Origin of the sequence: Lamprobacter sp. (genome assembly GCF_034860625.1) — a bacterium.
In the GTDB taxonomy this organism is placed as follows: domain Bacteria; phylum Pseudomonadota; class Gammaproteobacteria; order Chromatiales; family Chromatiaceae; genus Lamprobacter.
Genome location: NZ_JAYESN010000030.1, coordinates 1 through 17,043, shown reverse-complemented (window position 1 = coordinate 17,043; position 17,043 = coordinate 1). Strand labels below are relative to the sequence as shown.

General features: G+C 63.2%; 15 protein-coding genes. 8 read left to right on the top strand and 7 right to left on the bottom strand.

The features are described 5' to 3' along the window. Positions 1–19: 19 nt before the first annotated feature. Positions 20–1,276: a lipopolysaccharide assembly protein LapB gene (gene lapB / locus VBE63_RS10100; protein WP_323682897.1), complete on the bottom strand. Its 1,257-nt coding sequence runs from the start codon at positions 1,274–1,276 to the stop codon at positions 20–22. 419 nt (positions 1,277–1,695) lie between these two features. Here lapB and VBE63_RS10095 point away from each other — a divergent pair, with 419 nt between their 5' ends. The 8 genes from VBE63_RS10095 to VBE63_RS10060 all read left to right on the top strand — a co-directional run bounded on the left by VBE63_RS10095 (position 1,696) and on the right by VBE63_RS10060 (position 10,805). Beyond that, positions 1,696–2,154: a hypothetical protein gene (locus tag VBE63_RS10095; RefSeq protein ID WP_323682896.1), complete on the top strand. Its 459-nt coding sequence runs from the start codon at positions 1,696–1,698 to the stop codon at positions 2,152–2,154. 73 nt (positions 2,155–2,227) lie between these two features. Next, positions 2,228–3,190: a response regulator gene (locus VBE63_RS10090; protein ID WP_323682895.1), complete on the top strand. Its 963-nt coding sequence runs from the start codon at positions 2,228–2,230 to the stop codon at positions 3,188–3,190. A 148-nt stretch (positions 3,191–3,338) separates the two neighbouring features. Beyond that, positions 3,339–6,656 (top strand): 7TM diverse intracellular signaling domain-containing protein, encoded by a 3,318-nt coding sequence (locus tag VBE63_RS10085; protein WP_323682894.1) that lies wholly within the window; start codon positions 3,339–3,341, stop codon positions 6,654–6,656. Between the two features lie 142 nt (positions 6,657–6,798). Further along, complete coding sequence (gene yjgA / locus VBE63_RS10080) at positions 6,799–7,401, top strand: ribosome biogenesis factor YjgA (protein WP_323682893.1); 603 nt, start codon at positions 6,799–6,801, stop codon at positions 7,399–7,401. Positions 7,402–7,430: 29 nt separating this feature from the next. Further along, positions 7,431–7,793 carry an FmdB family zinc ribbon protein gene (locus VBE63_RS10075; protein ID WP_323682928.1) on the top strand — a complete coding sequence of 121 codons (363 nt, stop codon included), beginning with the start codon at positions 7,431–7,433 and terminating at the stop codon, positions 7,791–7,793. A 208-nt stretch (positions 7,794–8,001) separates the two neighbouring features. Continuing rightward, positions 8,002–9,780 carry an aspartate--tRNA ligase gene (gene aspS, locus VBE63_RS10070; protein WP_323682892.1) on the top strand — a complete coding sequence of 593 codons (1,779 nt, stop codon included), beginning with the start codon at positions 8,002–8,004 and terminating at the stop codon, positions 9,778–9,780. Between the two features lie 68 nt (positions 9,781–9,848). Next, positions 9,849–10,325, top strand: coding sequence for a dihydroneopterin triphosphate diphosphatase (gene nudB / locus VBE63_RS10065; protein ID WP_323682891.1), 477 nt, complete (start codon positions 9,849–9,851; stop codon positions 10,323–10,325). A 3-nt stretch (positions 10,326–10,328) separates the two neighbouring features. Beyond that, entirely contained in the window at positions 10,329–10,805 is a 477-nt protein-coding gene (locus VBE63_RS10060) for a DUF6790 family protein (protein WP_323682890.1), read from the top strand. A gap of 93 nt (positions 10,806–10,898) precedes the next feature. On the opposite strand, the gene VBE63_RS10055 is transcribed toward VBE63_RS10060, so the two are convergent. From VBE63_RS10055 to VBE63_RS10030, 6 genes are all read right to left on the bottom strand, one after another. Beyond that, positions 10,899–12,650 carry a GTPase family protein gene (locus tag VBE63_RS10055; protein WP_323682889.1) on the bottom strand — a complete coding sequence of 584 codons (1,752 nt, stop codon included), beginning with the start codon at positions 12,648–12,650 and terminating at the stop codon, positions 10,899–10,901. Continuing rightward, entirely contained in the window at positions 12,647–13,801 is a 1,155-nt protein-coding gene (locus tag VBE63_RS10050; RefSeq protein ID WP_323682888.1) for a YcjF family protein, read from the bottom strand. The genes VBE63_RS10055 and VBE63_RS10050 overlap by 4 nt, the downstream gene beginning before the upstream one ends. Before the next feature lie 4 nt (positions 13,802–13,805). Then, positions 13,806–14,516: a DUF3299 domain-containing protein gene (locus tag VBE63_RS10045; RefSeq protein ID WP_323682887.1), complete on the bottom strand. Its 711-nt coding sequence runs from the start codon at positions 14,514–14,516 to the stop codon at positions 13,806–13,808. A gap of 71 nt (positions 14,517–14,587) precedes the next feature. Beyond that, entirely contained in the window at positions 14,588–15,847 is a 1,260-nt protein-coding gene (locus VBE63_RS10040) for an ABC transporter permease (protein ID WP_323682886.1), read from the bottom strand. A gap of 36 nt (positions 15,848–15,883) precedes the next feature. Further along, the gene (locus VBE63_RS10035; protein WP_323682885.1) at positions 15,884–16,687 is read right to left on the bottom strand and encodes an ABC transporter ATP-binding protein; all 804 of its coding nucleotides are present in this window, start codon (positions 16,685–16,687) and stop codon (positions 15,884–15,886) included. Between the two features lie 120 nt (positions 16,688–16,807). Then, the coding region (locus VBE63_RS10030) for a ZrgA family zinc uptake protein (protein WP_323682884.1) at positions 16,808–17,043 on the bottom strand (236 nt) is incomplete at its 5' end.

The window sequence follows — 17,043 nt, the reverse complement described above, 5'->3', positions numbered from 1 at the left end:
GGTATGGGGGCTGGTTCGGCTAGCCGGTCACGCTGGCGGTTGGGCTCGGCGCCAAGACGCCAGGCGATGTGAATGGCTGCGGGGCAACGGCCTTGATACTGCCCCAATGTTTACAGCTCGGGCATTGCCAATGCAGGGCGCGGGCCTCGAAGCCGCATTGGTCGCAGCGGTAGCTTGGCTGCGCGGCGACCAAGTGCCGGATCACCTCAAGCAACTGGGCGTCGCCCTCGGCGGCCTGCTGCGGAAACCGGGACAGGCGCAGCGCTAGCAAGCGCTCAGCGCCCGCTAAGTCGGCGTAACCGCCGAGATAGTCGTTCAGGAAGCTCAGGGCCTCCTGGGGACCCTGTTCGCGTTCGATGGCGCGTGAGAGCTCAAGCATTAGCGGCGGCGAAGGGTGTGAGGCGAACAGGTCGCCGAGCTCCTTGGCCAGGCCCTGGCGGCCGAGCCGCTCGCAGCAGCGCAGCAGTGCCGGCAGCATGGCAGGTAGGTAATCAGGGCCGCGCCGCACGAGGTGCCGATATAGCATCAACGCCGAGGCCGGGTCGCCACCCTCCATCTCCATCTGAGCCTGGATCATGGTCGCGCGAATGCAATTGGGGTCTACTGCCTGGGCGTCGAGTAGATGCGCGCGTGCCTCGTCGCGGCGGGCATGTCGAAGGCATTCATCGGCGAGCTCGCAGTGATAATGCGCGATCTCGGTTCGCATCGGGCGGTCGGAGCGCCGCCGCAGTTGATCCGCTGTGTCCAGGCAGCGCCGCCAATCCTTCTCTGCCTGATAGATCTCGATTAGGCTGCGCAATGCGCGCCGATCTTGCAGCCCTTGCTCGACCAACTCGAGGAACAGGCTCTCGGCCCGATCGAACAAGCCGGCGAGCATATAGTCGCGCCCGAGCTCGTAGAGTGCATAGCCGCGCTGGGCGCTGCTCAGGTTTTCGCGGGCGACCAGGTTCTGGTGGATGCGGATGGCGCGGTCAACCTCGCCACGACGCTGAAACAGTGCGCCGAGCGCAAGATGGGTCTCAGCGGTCTCGCCATCGACCTCCGCGAGTCTCAGAAAGACGTCGATCGCCTTGTCTGGTTGCTCGTTGAGCAGATAGTTGAGACCGCGAAAAAAGACCGGATCTCCGCTACCGCAGCTGATCTCGGCGCGACGGCGCGTGCCGCTCCGCCGAGCAACGAGCCAGCCAGAAGCGGCTGCGATCGGTAACAATAGGAAAAGCCATTGCATCAGATGCCAGCTGCTGTCAGCGTTCTCGGCAAAGCCAGGCCTCTTCATGGTGACTTGAACAACCGCTAATGATACAGAGAACCACGCAGGGCCGCATGATGACTCTTGCCGGCCAGCCGTCGCGACCGCCGCTGTCGGTCTCGGCAATGTTTACAGCTCGGCTCGATGGCCTTAGGGTTGTCAGGGATCGGGCGGAGGATGCCCTCGAGTCCTCGGCTTGTCCCCGAGACGTCCACATATTAGATGTCCAACTATCAGAACCTGAAGATTAAACGCCCTCATCACGTCCCAAGGTTTGGTCTCCATCCACTTTGCAGTCGATGTCCTAGGAGTAACAGTATGGGACCCTTTAACGAAAAGGTCGCGCTGGTCGCCGGTGTGGCTGATAACCTCCGCCAGGCCCGCACCCTTGCCGCTTGCTGCCTCGGGGGGCTGCGGTACCGGTCTGTGGCCGGAGCTAGGGGTTGATGCAACGATCCTTCCTGATATTGAAGCGACTACTCGGTTCGGCGGCTTCTTCAGCGATGCTGGTGCTGGCGTTGATGCCAGCGCTGATCAACTCGCTGCAGGTCCAAGCGGCGCAGGCCACACTCGATGCGCAGACGCAGCAGCTCATCGTGGATGCGGTCGAGGCTGCATTCGAGCTCGACCTCTACAACAATCGTTGTCGGCAAGATCGCTCTGGACGTCGGACCGAGAACCTAAATAAGGTTCTGGCGAGCGGCTTTCGGATGACGGTGCTCGATGCGCAGGACGATCTCTTCCCAGAGCGCTACTATCGTGATGCCCAGGCGCGCATGACCCAGGCCTTTGTCACCCGCTTGCGCGAGCTAGGTGGTTGTGCTGGTGCCAAGGAGGCCAAGCTGCGCGATGCACTGCGCGAGCGCTACGAGCGGACGATGGCTGAGCTCGAGGCGTTTCCTTAGGTGACGCGTACCCGCAGGCGATGCGGACCCGCGCATCCCGCGGTCCAGCCCCTTGAGACTGAGAGCAGACGCGATGGCGACGATTGGTCCTGATCTGGAAGAACGGCCTTCGGAAGAACGCCCGCATGTGTTGATCGTCGATGATGTCTCTGAGAATATTGAGGTTCTCGCCGCAGCGCTCGGAGCGGATTATGAAGTGTTCTTCGCGATGTCCGGCGACGAGGCGATTGAGATTGCCTCGAGCTTTCGGATCGACCTGATCCTGCTCGATATCATGATGCCGGACGTTGACGGTTACGAGGTCTGCCGCCTGCTCAAGCTCGATCCGCGGCTGGCTGAGATTCCGGTGATCTTTGTCACTGCGAAGACCGATATCGAAGACGAGGCAAAAGGTTTCGAGGTCGGCGGTGTTGATTACATCACCAAACCGATCAAACGGCTGCGGGTGAGGGCCCGTGTCAGCACCCATCTGCAGTTGAAGGCGAGTCGCGACCGTTTGCGAGCCCTTGCCCATCTGGATAGCATCGCTGGCATTGCCAATCGCGCAACCTTCGATAGTCTGCTCGAGCGCGAGACGAGACGCGCCGAGCTCGAGCAGGTGCCGCTGACGCTGCTGCTGATTGGCATCGACGACTTCGATGCCTTGGTGGATAGTAAAGGGCACCTGCAAATTCAAGCATTGCTGGAGCACGTTGGCCAAGGGTTGGCTGATCATGTGCGGGGGGCGCTGGATTTCTGCGCGCACTTTGGTGGCCATCAGTTTGCGATGCTCTTGCCCCAGCAGGGTGCCGAGACGGCGCTAATTCGCGCTGCCGACTTGGTCGATGCCGTGGCGCAGCTCGGACTCAAGGGGGTCGACCCCCGGCAGGCAGTGACGGCGAGTGTGGGGGGCATCACGGTGGATTTTGCGCTGCTTGATCCGGATGAGCGCATTGGCTCTTATGAATTGGCGCTCGCGGCGTCACAAGCGCTTGAGCAGGCCGCGGGCAGTGGACGCGGTCAGCTTTGGCTTCAGCGTTGGGAGGGCGCGGTCTAACGCGCAAGGCGCGGCGTTGCCACCCCACACGCGGCGCTCGCATATCGCACGGCAACTTGGTCAAGGTTTGCTTGGCGCATCCAGGTGCTTGCTGCATCCAGCTGCTTGCTAACCTTGGTTCCTTTGCACCGGAGAGAGGGACTTCAAGATGATCCGGATTCAGGTCGCCTTGGCAGCCATGGGCCTGCTGATGGCCGCGCTCAGTTGGGCAGTCCAGCTGCAGCCTGCTGATCGAACGGCAGAACAGCGGGCCTCGCCATTACTCATCGCGGGGGAAAAGACCCAGTACAGCACCGTCGGACACCTGCAGCTATTGGCTGATCCGGGTGGGGAGCTTGGGATCGAGGATGTCCGCGCTCTGGATGCGTCCATGGCCTTCGCACCGGTGCGCTCTGAAATGGATAATCTCGGTTTTGATCGCCGCGTGCATTGGGCGCGCTTGCGGATCGACAACCAGCTCGAGCGCCCTCAGACCTACTATCTCGAGCTGGCCTATCCCCTGCTCGATTCGGTCATTGCCTATATCGAGGGTCCGGATGGCGTGACGCGATACCAAACCGGCGATCGCGAGCCTTTTGCAACGCGCCCGGTGATTGCTCGCAACTTCCTTTTTCCACTCGAACTGCAGCCGGGGCAGCTGCTGACTCTCTATCTTCGGGTCGAAACAACCGGTTCGCTAAACCTGCCAATCGACATCCTCTCGCGCAATGGCGCCTTTGAGCGCATCGCAACCGAGTACAGCGTGCTTGCGCTCTACTATGGGGCGCTACTGATGCTGGTGGTCTATAACATTTACCACTTTTGGCGCCTGAGCGATGTCAATGCCCTCTATTACGCGATGTTCGTTAGTCTCTATGTTGCATTTCAGCTCACGCTGAATGGCATCGCATTCCAATTTTTTTGGCCTGAGTCCCCCTGGTGGGGCAACGTCAGCCTACCTTTCTTTCTCTCAGCAGCCTATCTCGCCGGTATCGCCTTTACCCGCTCCATCCTCGATACCGCGACCAACGCGCCAGTCATCGATCGCCTGCTCGGTGGTTTGCGTTGGTTTGCCCTGGCTGGCATGCTGCTAGCCTTGTTAGGGCCCTATGAGATCGCCGTCCGCTATGCGGTTGCCTTGGTCTTTAGCGTTGTCTTATTCATCGTGGCTGGCTTCAAGGTGAGCTTGCAGGGGTTTCGGCCGGCGCGTTATTACTCACTCGGCTGGATGGTCTTGCTCGGCTTCATGGTCATCTATGCGCTTAATGCCTTTGGCCTGCTGCCGACCAACTTCGTCACCATCTGGGCAACGCAGATCGGCTCAGCCCTGGATGCGGTGATTCTAGCCTTTGCAATCACTGACCGCTTCTATCTGCTCGAGGAGGAGCGTCGCGAGCTGCAGACCCGCTATGCCGATGCGATTGCTCAGTCCAACCTGGATCTCGAGCGACGCGTGCAGGAGGGCCTGAAAGGACTCAACGAAACCAATCTGAAGCTGCGCGCCGAGGCCGAGGTGCGGCGGCGTGCGGAAGAAAAGGCCGAGGCCGCCAACCGCGCTAAATCGGAGTTCTTGGCCAACATGAGCCATGAGATCCGAACGCCGATGAACGCGATCATTGGATTCATTCATCTGCTCGAGAGCAGTGCGCTGAATTCGGCCCAGCGTGACTATGTTGCCAAGGCTGAGCGCGCCGCGCGGGTGCTGATGGATCTGATTCGAGATCTGCTCGATTTCTCCAAGATCGAAGCCGGGCGGCTTGAGCTGGAGCACAGTGTCTTCAGCGTCACCGCCTTGGTTGACGAGGCGTGTGACCTGGTCGCGCTGAGTGCCGTGAATAAGGGCCTAGCGTTGGAAATCGAGCAACAGGGCAGTGAGGATTGCTGGGTGTTTGGCGATCAGGCGCGTCTGCGGCAGGTGCTGGTGAACCTGCTCAATAACGCGATCAAGTTCACCGAAGCGGGCAAGGTCAAGCTCGAGCTGAGCTGTGAGCCCCTGACGCCTGGCTTGGTTCAGCTTGCGATGGCCGTCACCGATACCGGTATTGGCATTCGCGATGATCAGCGCGAGCAGTTATTTCGGCCCTTTACCCAAGCCGATGCCTCCATCACCCGGCGCTTTGGCGGGACCGGACTCGGCCTTGCCATCTGTCGACGGTTGGTCAATCAGATGGGGGGAGAGATCGAGCTGAGCAGCCAGCTCGGCGTCGGCAGCCGCTTTGCGTTCAGCCTCCGGCTTGAAGCAGCCGCGCCGGGCCAGCGCTCCCAGGCGGCGCCGATCGAGCGGCCTGCCGATAACGCCTTATCGGGGCTGCGGGTGCTGCTGGTCGAGGATCAGCCGCTGAACCATGAGGTCGCCGCGGCAATCCTCCGGCAAGCAGGTGCCGAGGTCTTGGTCAGAGAGTCCGGTGTCGCGGCGCTTGAGCTGCTTGGCGAGCGCGGCTGCCAGGGGGTCGACGTCATCCTGATGGACCTGCAGATGCCCGAGATGGATGGCTACGAGACCGCGCGAGCGGTTCGTGCGTTGCCAGGTTGCGAGGCGCAGCCGATCATTGCGATGACCGCTCATGCTACCGATGCCGAGCGCAGGCGCTGTCGCGCGGCGGGGCTGGATGGACACCTCAATAAGCCGATTGAGCGCTCGCGGTTGATCGCGGCCTTGCAGGGGCTGCGGCCGTCATCGGTTACTAAGCGAGCGGGCCAGGAGGCGCCTGCCGAGCGCGATCCAGTGGGGTTCGCAGAGAGCGGCCAAATGGGTGCTATGGAAACGGCAGCCACTCGGTCAGTCGCTGATGCGTCGAGCAGGCGGATGCCCAGCTCCGAGCCGATGACCGCGCTTGGCCCGGGCTTGGCTCCGGTCGACGAGGACATCGTCGGTCATCTCGATCGTCTGCACCGTTTTGCCGAGCGATTTTCCAGTTATCCTGCTGAGATCCGCGCGCGACTCGCTGCGCGCGACTGGGAGCAGGCGAGGGACGCGGCGCATGCCTTGAGTGGCGTTGCGCTGACGCTCGGCATGCCGCGGGTTGGTGCGACAGCGAAGGCGATCGAGCGCAGCATCCTGCAGCCTGCTGGCGCGAGATCATTGCAGCCTTTAGCGTCGCTTGCAGAGCCGCTTGCAGAACCGCTTGATGCGCAGCTTGAAGCACTCGAGTCGGCCTTGGCGGAGGCGTTGAGCTCGATCCGGGCGCTGGCCGCACATCCTGAGTCCAGCACTAGCTTTGAGGCTGCGACAACCGAGCATGGCGATTCCGAGCCGCTTGATAGGGCTGGCCTTGAGCTGGAGCTAAAGCGGCTCGATCGGCTGTTGGCAGCGCACAATCTGCGTGCCCGCGCTGAGGTTGAGGTGCTCGCTCGGCGGGTGGCTGATCCGCGACTGCGCAACGCCCTGGATGCGGTGCTGCAAGCAGTTCGTCGCTTCGACTTTAAAGCAGCGCGTGCGGATGTCTCGGAAATCCATGATGAGCTCAAGCGAACGACAGGGTTGTAACCCCCCTGTGCGTCCCTGCTGCAAGCCCTGACCCGTCGACTCGCGTGAATCTTTCCATGAAACAAGCGCCCCATCGTTCGGAGTGGCGAGCGTCATCGTCCGAGGTGTCGGCGCGACCTGTCTCTGAGGAGCCCCTGAATCGATGAGCCCCTTTCCCACCAGCCGCGCGATCGATGAGCGCGATGCGAACGCGGAGGCCGATGCCGACTCCAGCGCCGACACCGCGGAGCCAAGCCGAAGCCAGCTCAAGCGCGAGCATCTGGCTTTGCAGAGCCTAGCCGAACAGCTCCTCGTCTTGCCACGCAGGCTGCTCGAGGAGCTTTCGCTCAGCGAGGCGACCTGGGTTGCGATCAACGAGACGGCCCGGATCAAGGACCAACGCGCCTTGCGCCGCCATTACAAGCGCATCGCCAATTGTTTAGCGCGCGAGAACACCGAGCCGCTGCAAGCACTGCTGGACCAGCGTGAGGCGCAGGCGCGCGCCGCGACGGCTCGCCAACATGAGGTCGAGCGCTGGCGTGAACGCCTGATCCAAGAGGGCGATGAGGCCCTCGCCCAGTTCATCGCAGCCTATCCAGAGGTTGATCGCCAACAGCTACGCAGCCTAATACGCGCGGCTCAACGCGATAGCGAGCGCGGCCGACCCGAAGCGCAGCGGCGGCTGTTTCGACATCTCCGCGAGCTGCTAAACGCTACTTTGAAAACCGCGGTGAAAACCCCATACTCGCGCGGTTATCGAACCTGATGATCAAACCTAGCTTGGTGAATGAGACCATGCCCATCTATGCCTATCGCTGCGAGGAATGTGGCCACGAGCTGGACGCACTGCAAAAGATCAGTGATCCGCCGTTGACCGACTGCCCGGCTTGTGGCGCCTCAGCCCTGACCAAACAGATCACGGCCGCCGCCTTCCGGCTCAAGGGCAGCGGCTGGTACGAGACCGACTTCAAGAACGACAAGGATAAGCGCAAGAATCTGCATCAGGATGCCGAGCCGGCGAAGGACAAGCCTGCGGGTGATAAGGCGACGGAAAAGCCTGCGGCAGATGCCAAGCCCAAGCCTCACTCCGACGCGCCTGCGGCTAAGCCCGTCGCAAAGGAGCCACCGAAGCCGAAAGCGGCGGCAGCGGGTTCCTGATACCAGCTGCACAGAGGCCGCGGTAAAACGGCTGTCGGTGTTGCGATCCAGCGCCCGTTCAAGCGGCCTTCCGCGGGCGCCCGGTCCCTTGCTTGCGTAGGGGGTCGGGTGCCGTTATCTTGAGCGGTTTTTTCGGGTGGCGATTGCCGCCCGTCTTTCGCTGGCTGGGGCTCACCGGCTGGCAGGCAGTTAACGAGGATTGAACGGCATGCGCAGTCATTATTGCGGTGAGCTTGAGAGCAGCCTCATCGACCACGAGGTCAGCCTCTGCGGTTGGGTTCATCGCCGGCGTGATCACGGCGGCGTCATCTTTATCGACCTGCGTGACCGCGGCGGCCTGGTTCAGGTCGTCTTCGACCCGGACCGCGCCGAAATCTTCGCGCTCGCCGAGCAGGTGCGCAGCGAGTTCGTGCTGGCCGTGACTGGCCGCGTGCGTCGCCGCCCCGAGGGCACCGAGAACGCAGAGCTTGCCACCGGCGAGGTCGAGGTACTGGGTCTCTCACTACAGGTGCTGAACGCCGCCGAGACGCCCCCGTTCCAGCTCGACGAGCATGGCGCCGAGACCTCTGAGGAGGTCCGGCTGCGTTATCGCTACATCGATCTGCGCCGCCCGGAGATGCAGCAGCGTCTACGTCTGCGCAGCCGCATTACCCAGACCTTGCGCAACTTCCTCGATGCGCATGGCTTCCTCGACATCGAGACGCCGATCCTGACCAAGTCGACCCCCGAGGGCGCTCGCGACTATCTGGTTCCGAGCCGCGTGCACCCCGGCGAGTTCTACGCGCTGCCGCAGTCGCCGCAGCTGTTCAAGCAGTTGCTGATGATGTCGGGGATGGATCGCTACTATCAGATCGCGCGCTGCTTCCGCGACGAGGATCTGCGCGCCGATCGCCAGCCCGAGTTCACCCAGCTCGACATCGAGATGTCGTTTATGGACGAGGCGCAGCTCACGTCGCTGATGGAGCAGATGGTGCGCGAGCTGTTTGCGAGCGTGCTCGAGGTCGAGCTGCCCGAGCCCTTCCCGCGCATGACCTATGCCGAGGCCATGCGCCGCTTCGGCTCCGACCGGCCCGATCTGCGCGTGCCGCTGGAGCTGATCGATGTCGCCGATCTGATGGGCGAGGTCGAGTTCAAGGTGTTTGCCGGGCCGGCGGCTGATCCAGAGGGCCGCGTCGCGGCGCTGCGGCTGCCCAAGGGCGGTGAGCTGACGCGTAAGGAGATCGATGAGTACACCAAGTTCGTTGGCATCTATGGCGCCAAGGGGCTGGCCTACATTAAGGTCAACGACTGGTCCAGCAAGGGCCGAGAAGGGCTGCAATCGCCAATCCTGAAGTTCCTGCCCGATAGCGCGGTCGAGGGCATCATGATGCGCACCGGGGCTGAAGATGGCGATCTGGTGTTCTTCGGCGCCGACAAGGCCACTGTGGTCAATGAAGCGCTCGGCGCGCTGCGGGTCAAGCTTGGCCAGGATCGCGGTCTGCTCGAAGGCGATTGGCAGCCACTCTGGGTGGTCGACTTCCCGATGTTCGAGAAGGAACCGCACACCGGGCGCTGGACCGCGCTGCATCATCCCTTCACGGCACCGAAGGAAGACCAACTCGATAGCCTCGAGTCCGCTCCGGGCGCCTGCCTGTCGCGCGCCTATGACCTGGTGCTGAATGGCACCGAGTTGGGCGGCGGCTCGATCCGTATCCATCGCGAAGACGTCCAGCGCAGCATCTTCCGACTGCTGAAGATCAGCGATGAGGACGCCAACGATCGCTTCGGCTTCCTGCTCAATGCGCTCAAGTTTGGCTGCCCGCCGCATGGCGGGATTGCCTTCGGCCTGGATCGGTTGGTGATGCTGATGACCGGCAGCCACTCGATCCGCGATGTGATGGCCTTCCCGAAGACGCAGACCGCTTCCTGTCTGCTCACCGATGCGCCATCGGCGGTGGACGAGGCGCAGCTGAAGGAACTGGCGCTGCGGATCAAGCTGCGGGCTTGATGTCTAGCTGCTGCTGCCGCAGGCAATAAGGTCGCGCCTTCCCTTCAACGCTGTGAGAGCAACCGGCCATGAGCGCGAAAGAGACCTTGAAACGTCCGATCTCAGTCCTGGTGGTTGTGTTTAACACCGCCGGTGAGTTCATGCTGCTCAATCGCGTCAAGCCGAGCGGCTTCTGGCAGTCGGTGACCGGCAGCCTGATGCCGGGTGAGTCGCCGCGCAATGCCGCGCTGCGCGAGCTGAAGGAGGAGACCGGGCTGCTCGGCGCCTCCGGTCTGATCAATCTGCGCCAATCGCGCCTGTTCCCGATCATCCAGCCCTGGCGCCAACGCTATGCACAGGGCATCTGCTTCAATCGCGAGCACTGGTTCGCGCTGCGGCTGCCCTATCGTCGCCACATTCGCCTCAATGCGGCCGAGCATAGCGAGGTGCTCTGGCTGCCGCTCGAAAAGGCCTTGGAGCTGGCGGGCTCTTGGACTAATCGTGAGGCGATGCGGTTGCTGGCGATGCTCTGCCAGCGCGACGCCATTCCCTGCAGCGCGACCTAGACAATGAAACAAAACCATCGCTACCTCATCCTGATTCTGACCCTGATGTTGGTGCTGCCGTTGCTTTCGGTTGGCATCGACGCGGCCTTGTTTGCTGAAGCCGATAGCCTGCTGGCGTTGATCGGCAAGTGGTTCGTCTTCTGGGCGCTTGGCATTCGGCTGGCGATGGCGGGCGTCGTGCAGGTGCGGCAGCCCGAGTTCACGGTGAAGAAGATGTTTGGCATCGATAACCCCGCGAGCTATCACTTCGTTCGCGAGTTGGGTTTCGCGACGTTCAGCATGGGCCTGCTCGCCATCCTCTCGCTGCCATTCCCCGAATTCCGCTTAGGTGCCGCGCTCGTTGGCGGCCTGTATATGGGCTTCGCCGGTGTCTATCACGTCATCAAGAAGCCGGCGACCGCCAACGAATGGGTCGCGATGGTGACGGATCTGCTGATTGCTCTGCTGATGGCGGTGTATCTGCTTGGGCAGATAGGGTGACCTTTTTCAAACAAGGCACCAAGCTGGATGAGGCCGTCGCGCAGGCGCGCGACGATGGCGGCAGCCTCATCCGGAAAGCCAAGGCAAGCCATATCAACGCTTGATCCATGCCCCTATCTGGCGCAGGGCGCCCGGCAGGGTGCGGACACCATCAACGACCCATTTGAACCAGCCTTCCTCGCTCAGGCCGCGCTCGAGCTGTTTTTGTCGAGCGGCGGGCAAGGCCGCAGCGACAGTCGCCCATAAGCCATCCAGATTCCATGGCGGCTCGTCTGGTGGGACGGCAACGATCAGGCTTCGCCCAGTGGGGATCGTCAGGGCTTGCGCGGCGGCCTCCAGCGCCGCACGCATGTTGGTCTCCTTCGGTCGCACCCCCGTGATTGGATCATAGGGTGGCGACCATTCCAGCGGTGGGTCGAGCCGATCGGCATGGGTCGCGACCAGCAGCAGCGGAATGGCACTCAGGCGTGGATCAGTGGCGGTTAGGGCGCGCAGGGCCGCCAGGCCGCGCTGATCGGCGGCACGATCGGCACGGTTGGCCGATGTCACCCAGAGGATCAGATCGCTCTCGCGGACCTGTTTCAGCCAGGCTTCGCGCGGGGTTTGCTCCAACCCGGGACTGTCCACCAACACCAGATCGCCGATGCTGGGCTGTTGCAGATGATAGTGGACAAAGGTCGCCGAAGGCCGCGTCAAGCCAACCGGCACCTGGGCGATACCCAGCAGCGCGTTCAACAGGCTGGATTTGCCCACATTGCGTTGGCCAGCCAGCACAATGGTCAAGGGCGCGGGCGCTTGTGGCGACTTGGCGGGCGGCGCGGTCGCGAGCAGTTCATCGGCGCGGCGTCGGTAGTGGCCGGCATAGAGACGAATGAACACCTCGCCGACCTCGCGTGCGAGAATCGCCGCGATCCGCGCCTTGGCCGCCGTGCCGAGCACATCCACGGCCTTGGAGACGGCCAGCCCGCGCACCTCGTAGAGGATGGCTGAGAGCGGGTTGACCCAGCGTAATGCGCGCGCTAGCCCCAACAACGGCGGCAGGGTACTGTTGCTGGTTTGATAGACATCCAGCATCAAGTCGACCTTGAGGTGGCGCATCAGCGGGAAATTCCGGGTCAAGGTCTCGCGCAACGATCGCGCCAACTCCTCGTTCATCAGCAAGACTTCCGCGAGCGTGAAGCGCAGCGCGGCTTTCGAGAGCCCCGGAACGCCTTGTTCGCCAGTCGGGTCGCTCGCTGGGTTGCCCGCCCAGGCGTCCGCCGAGTCGCCTGCCGAGTCGCCCATGGGCTCATCGATTGATTCGCCCGTCGACTTGGCTTCGGCGATCGGCTCGCTTGCCTGTTTCCGGGTCTGCCCCTCAGCCTGCGCTTCGGGCTGTTGCTCGGCTTGTTTTTCGGCTTGCTGTCTGTTCTGTTGCAGCGCTTGCGCGCCTTCCGGCGTATAGGCGATGGCAACGGCGTTGACGGTGCGCAGCAGCAGGGTACGAATCCTCTCCACCGTCTGCAGATCCTCCGCCGTGGCTCCAGCGACAATCCGCTCGAGTGCAGCGCGCGCGTGCTGCTCGCCCGGCGCGGCATGCGGATCACCGGGCGCGACCTGGATCTCATGCGCGCCGACCCCATGCGCATGCGCTCCCCAGCCATGCCGCACCAACACCAGCGGGATCAAGCTCAGCGCCACAAGGCTGATCGGCCAATACCAGAACCAGCCCTGCTGCCAGAGAAACGCCAGCCCCAGCGGCAGCATCAGCACAAAGGGCGCCGGCACCAGAAGGATCACCAGGAACTCGCGCCAATAGGGACGAAGACTGCGGATCATCTGTGTGAGCTGTTTCAACCGCTTCAACGCCCTTGCTCCTTGCGCTCCTCGTAACGCCGACGCGCATCGCGCAAGGCCTGCTGATAACGCTCGCGCAGTACCTCATGATCCGGTTCGCGCCCCGCCGCGCGCTCGCTGAAGTAATACAGCGCCGCCTCGCCAATTGCCCAGGTGATGGCGAAGGTCCAAGCGGCCACCACCGCGGTGCCCCAGCCCAGCCCGAGCTTGAGCCCCTGCTGGACAAGCCAACGGCCGCCAAAACCGAGCACGAATCCGGTGCCCAGCGCGGCGACCAGCTCGCTCCATTGATCGCGGGTGGCCGGCTGCCCATAGCGGCGGGCGATCTGATTGACCATGGTGGCTTGCAGACTGGCCGAGCCCAAGCCGCCGATGATCGGTGCCGGGATCGCATTGGCCGCCACCGCCGCCATCGTCCAGGGCAGGATCACCTTGGTGCGCACCTGTTCCGCTTGCGAGAGGCTGACGGACGCGCGCAGGCGCATCACCGTCTCCGGCAAGACCTGCTCCAGTATCTCCCACAGGCGTTGGGCACCATAGTCGCTGGGTGGCAGGCCCTGTTCCGGGCGCGTGAAATCCAGTGGCACGAACAGCGGCGGGTGATGGCCCAGCAGATCGGCGAACAGGTGCCGTTGCGCCAGCATGGACTGCCGGAGCTCATCGGGCAGGCCGGGTAGCGCCCAATCGTTGTCGTCGCCGGTGAAGGGATAGGGCAGCAGGTGGTAGTCGTGGCGGCGATAGCCATGATGCAGGCAGGTCTGCGCGACCAGTACCGGCCAGTCGGGATGCTCGGCGCGCAGCGGCTTGAGGACCGCGAGCACGTCTTCCAGCGCCAGATCATCGACCCGTGCCACCACCATGATCACTTGCGCCTGGGCGCTGGTCTGTTGGTGGAGATCAACCGCCGGCTCATCATCGGCGACATCGCTCAGACCGCGGGTATCGAGAAAGCGCAGCACCGGGCGTTCCTCGGGAAAGGCGTACAGGCGCACGTCCTTCGTCATCGGCATGAAGCCGTTGCCGATCTGGTCATGCGCCTGGCCGACGATTTCGGCGACGATGCTGGTCTTGCCGGCCTGGGTCTTGCCGAGCAGCCAGATGGTGGGTGCTTCGGCCTCGGCCCAAGCCTGGGCCTGAGTGATGCGCCTGCGCTGCTTCATCCGATCACAGCTCCTCGTAGAGGCTGACCTCGGCCGCTTCGATCCGATAACCGGCATCGCCCAGCTCATCGCTGAACGGCTCGACCCGCATGCGGCCTTCGACCCAGACGGTGTCGAAGAGCGCGCCGACATAAGGCTGGTCCGCCGGCGTCGTGACCAGGATGGTCTGGTTCGCCGGGGGTGGTGGCACATGGATGCAGGCGCCGAAATAGGGCACGAGGAGGAATTCGCTAATGCTGTCGGTATCGATCTCCAGTGGCACGACGAAGCCGGGCAGGCGTACCTGGCGCTTATCCAGCGCCTCGACGACCGGCGCTTCGGCCCAGAGTGCCTTGAGTTTGTCCATGAGTTCCTGAGCGCGTGGATCCTCGTCATGCAGGTTATCGGCGTCGTACTCTTCCATCAGGGCCTCTGGCTGCCAATCGGCCGGGATCAGGTCGTCCCAGGAGAGCTCTACCGCGTGACCATCCGGCGCCTCCAAGGCCAGTTCTTTGTCACTCAGGCCCGTCTCTCGACCCTCGTCACCGCAGCTGCTGAGCAGCAAGCTGAAGACGATGTAGAGTATCCCGCTGAGGCTTGCGACGCCGATGCGTCGATGGGCAGCAGGTCGCGATTGAGATCGGCCCTCTTTGCTGCTTCTGCTCGCCGCGAGGGCGCTCGCATCGAAGGCATTGATGGGGCAGGATTGGCGTGCGCTACACAGAGATCGGATCATTCTTCGATGCCTTTGGCCAAAACGAGTGGGGCATGATGGGCCTAGAGTCGCAATAATTGGAGTCGCAATAATTAGAGTCGCAATGAGAGACCCGTGCTCAATGACATCCGGTAGGCGCGCCAGCCAGGAACGAGGCCGACGAGCAAACCGGTGATGAGCACTGCGGCTAACAGCAGCCATTCGCGTAGCTTGGGCAGACCGAGGCCGAGATGCAAACCGAGCTGCGCTTCGATCAGCGGCTGGCCGAGCGCGAAGAGGATGACCAAGAGCCCAACGCCGGTGAGCATACCGATAAGGGTCAGCAGCAGCGCCTCGCCGATGATGAGCCCAAGGATCTGGGCCGGTCGCGCGCCGAGCGAGCGCAGAATGGCCAGCTCGCGTCGGCGGCCCTCGAGCCCGATCAGCAGGGCGGTCAGCATACCGATCAGTCCGACCAGGACGACAAAGGCCGAGACCACCAGCAACGCGTTTTCGGCCAGTCCGATCACCGACCAGAGCTCGGAGAGCGCGACGCCGGGCAGGACCGCGAGCAAGGGCTCTTGCGGATACTCGTTGATGCGGCGCTGCAGCGCAAAGGTGGCGATGCGTGAATCCAATCCGACCAGCACGGCGGTGATCGACTTTGGCGTCAGATCCATGCGACGCGCGCGCTCCGCATCGATCTCGAGTCCCCGCATCGGCGCACCGCCCTCCCAACCGAGGTGGATCGCCTCGATCGCCTCTAGGCTGACATGGACGCTGCGATCGACCGGCGTGCCGGTGCGCTCGAGGATGCCGACGACCCGAAACGGCTTGTCTTCATGCCGGGTAAAGCTCACATCGCCGGCGCCATGCGCGATGACGATCTCATCGCCGAGCCGATAGCCGAGTTTGGCGGCGACCTCGGCGCCGAGCACCGCATCGTAGAGATCGGCGAAGCGCTCGCCTTTGGCCAGCACCAGCGGTTTGTCGCGCCCGTAGCGATAGTGGTCGAAATAGGCCGTACTGGTGCCGAGGACCGGGAAGCCGCGATGGGAATCGCCGAGCGACATCGGTACAGTCCAGGCCACGCGCGGCATCGCAGCGATCTCTTGATAGCTCTGCCAGGAGATGTTGTTGGTGGCGTGACCGATGCGAAACACCGCATACAGCATCAGCTGCACCGGCCCGCTGCGCGCGCCGACAATGAGATCGGTGCCGGAGAGGGTGTTGGCGAAGCTGGCGCGCGCCTCGGTGCGGATGCGCTCGACGCCAAGCAACAGCGCGACGCTCAGCGCGATTGAGAGCAGCGTCAGCAAGGCCGTGAAGCGTCGGTTGAGCAGGCTTTGCAGCGCGAGTCGAAGGATGGCCATAGGCGGGTGGTTGCGGTTTGGAGTGCAGGCGACTGCTTAGGGGCAGGGCGGGTACCGGTCTGGCTTCGTCACTGTCACTACTGGCCTTGGCGTTGCCATGGTCTTGTCGGTTGACGTCGCGTTTGGTCGGGAAACGGGTCGCTTGTCAGCGGCCCGATTCAGTTCCGGCAGCCGCAGGCTGCGATCGAACAGCCCTTCGAGGCTGGGGTCATGGCTGACGAAGACCAGCGTCGAGCCCATCGCGGCGCATTCAGCGAAGAGCAGTTCGAGGAAGGCTTGGCGGCGATCGGTGTCCAGCGACGAGGTTGGCTCGTCGGCGATCAGCAGTTCTGGCGAGCCGAGCAGCGCCCGCGCAGCGGCCACCCGTTGTTGCTGGCCGATGCTGAGCTCGTTGACCGGTTGCCGCAGCAGGGCCGGTTGGTCGAGGTCGAGATGACCGAGCAGACGCTTCGCCTCGGCGGCCAGACTCGGCGAGCGGGCGAGGGCTCGTTCGCGGCGGCGGCGCGAGAAACGGGCCGGCAGGGTCACATTGTCGAGGATACCCAGATAGGGGATCAGATTGAACAGCTGGAAGATGTAACCGATGTGGTCGGCGCGGAAGCGATCGCGAAGCGCCGAGCTGAGCTGTTCGAGTCGCTCGCCAAGCACCTGGATACGCCCCTGTTGTGGCTGATTGACGCCGGCCAGCAGGCCAAGCAGCGTGCTCTTGCCGCTGCCGCTCGGTCCTTCGACGAAGAGCCGCTCACCGGTGGCGACCTCAAGCGCATCGATCGCGAGGATATCTGGCCCCTGGGCGCGCCAGCGAAAGCGCAGCTCGTGCAGTGAGAGGATCGGGTTCATCGCAGACAAGTCGGGTTCTATGGGGTGGGTTCAGCTCGCCGCTGGGTGGGGCCTGGCCCTGTTGCCGAGCGGCTTGGCGATGTTGTGCGGTCAGTCCCTGGATGCAGTGAGCCATGGGGGTCAAAATGTCAAACGCTGGTCGGTTCGGGTGAGCTCGAATGATTCCTGCCGTGTTTCCGAAATCAGCTGAACCTGGAGCTTCTGGGCGCGCGGAAAGGCATCGAAGTAGCCAATCGCGAGCGCGTTGAGCTTGAGTGGCTGGCGGCACTCGAACACATAGCTGGCGTAGACGTCGGCATGTGAGTCATGATCATCCGCGTGCTCGTGCTCGTGCTCGTGCTCGTGCTCGTGCTCGT

Bases quoted from the DNA above. Each gene is read 5' to 3' on its own strand.
- VBE63_RS10060 (WP_323682890.1), top strand. From the start codon at position 10,329: ATGAAACAAAACCATCGCTACCTCATCCTGATTCTGACCCTGATGTTG.
- VBE63_RS10090 (WP_323682895.1), top strand. From the start codon at position 2,228: ATGGCGACGATTGGTCCTGATCTGGAAGAACGGCCTTCGGAAGAACGC.
- aspS (WP_323682892.1), top strand. From the start codon at position 8,002: ATGCGCAGTCATTATTGCGGTGAGCTTGAGAGCAGCCTCATCGACCAC.
- lapB (WP_323682897.1), bottom strand. From the start codon at position 1,276: ATGAAGAGGCCTGGCTTTGCCGAGAACGCTGACAGCAGCTGGCATCTG.
- VBE63_RS10045 (WP_323682887.1), bottom strand. From the start codon at position 14,516: ATGATCCGATCTCTGTGTAGCGCACGCCAATCCTGCCCCATCAATGCC.
- VBE63_RS10035 (WP_323682885.1), bottom strand. From the start codon at position 16,687: ATGAACCCGATCCTCTCACTGCACGAGCTGCGCTTTCGCTGGCGCGCC.
- yjgA (WP_323682893.1), top strand. From the start codon at position 6,799: ATGAGCCCCTTTCCCACCAGCCGCGCGATCGATGAGCGCGATGCGAAC.
- VBE63_RS10075 (WP_323682928.1), top strand. From the start codon at position 7,431: ATGCCCATCTATGCCTATCGCTGCGAGGAATGTGGCCACGAGCTGGAC.
- nudB (WP_323682891.1), top strand. From the start codon at position 9,849: ATGAGCGCGAAAGAGACCTTGAAACGTCCGATCTCAGTCCTGGTGGTT.
- VBE63_RS10095 (WP_323682896.1), top strand. From the start codon at position 1,696: ATGCAACGATCCTTCCTGATATTGAAGCGACTACTCGGTTCGGCGGCT.
- VBE63_RS10050 (WP_323682888.1), bottom strand. From the start codon at position 13,801: ATGAAGCAGCGCAGGCGCATCACTCAGGCCCAGGCTTGGGCCGAGGCC.
- VBE63_RS10085 (WP_323682894.1), top strand. From the start codon at position 3,339: ATGATCCGGATTCAGGTCGCCTTGGCAGCCATGGGCCTGCTGATGGCC.
- VBE63_RS10040 (WP_323682886.1), bottom strand. From the start codon at position 15,847: ATGGCCATCCTTCGACTCGCGCTGCAAAGCCTGCTCAACCGACGCTTC.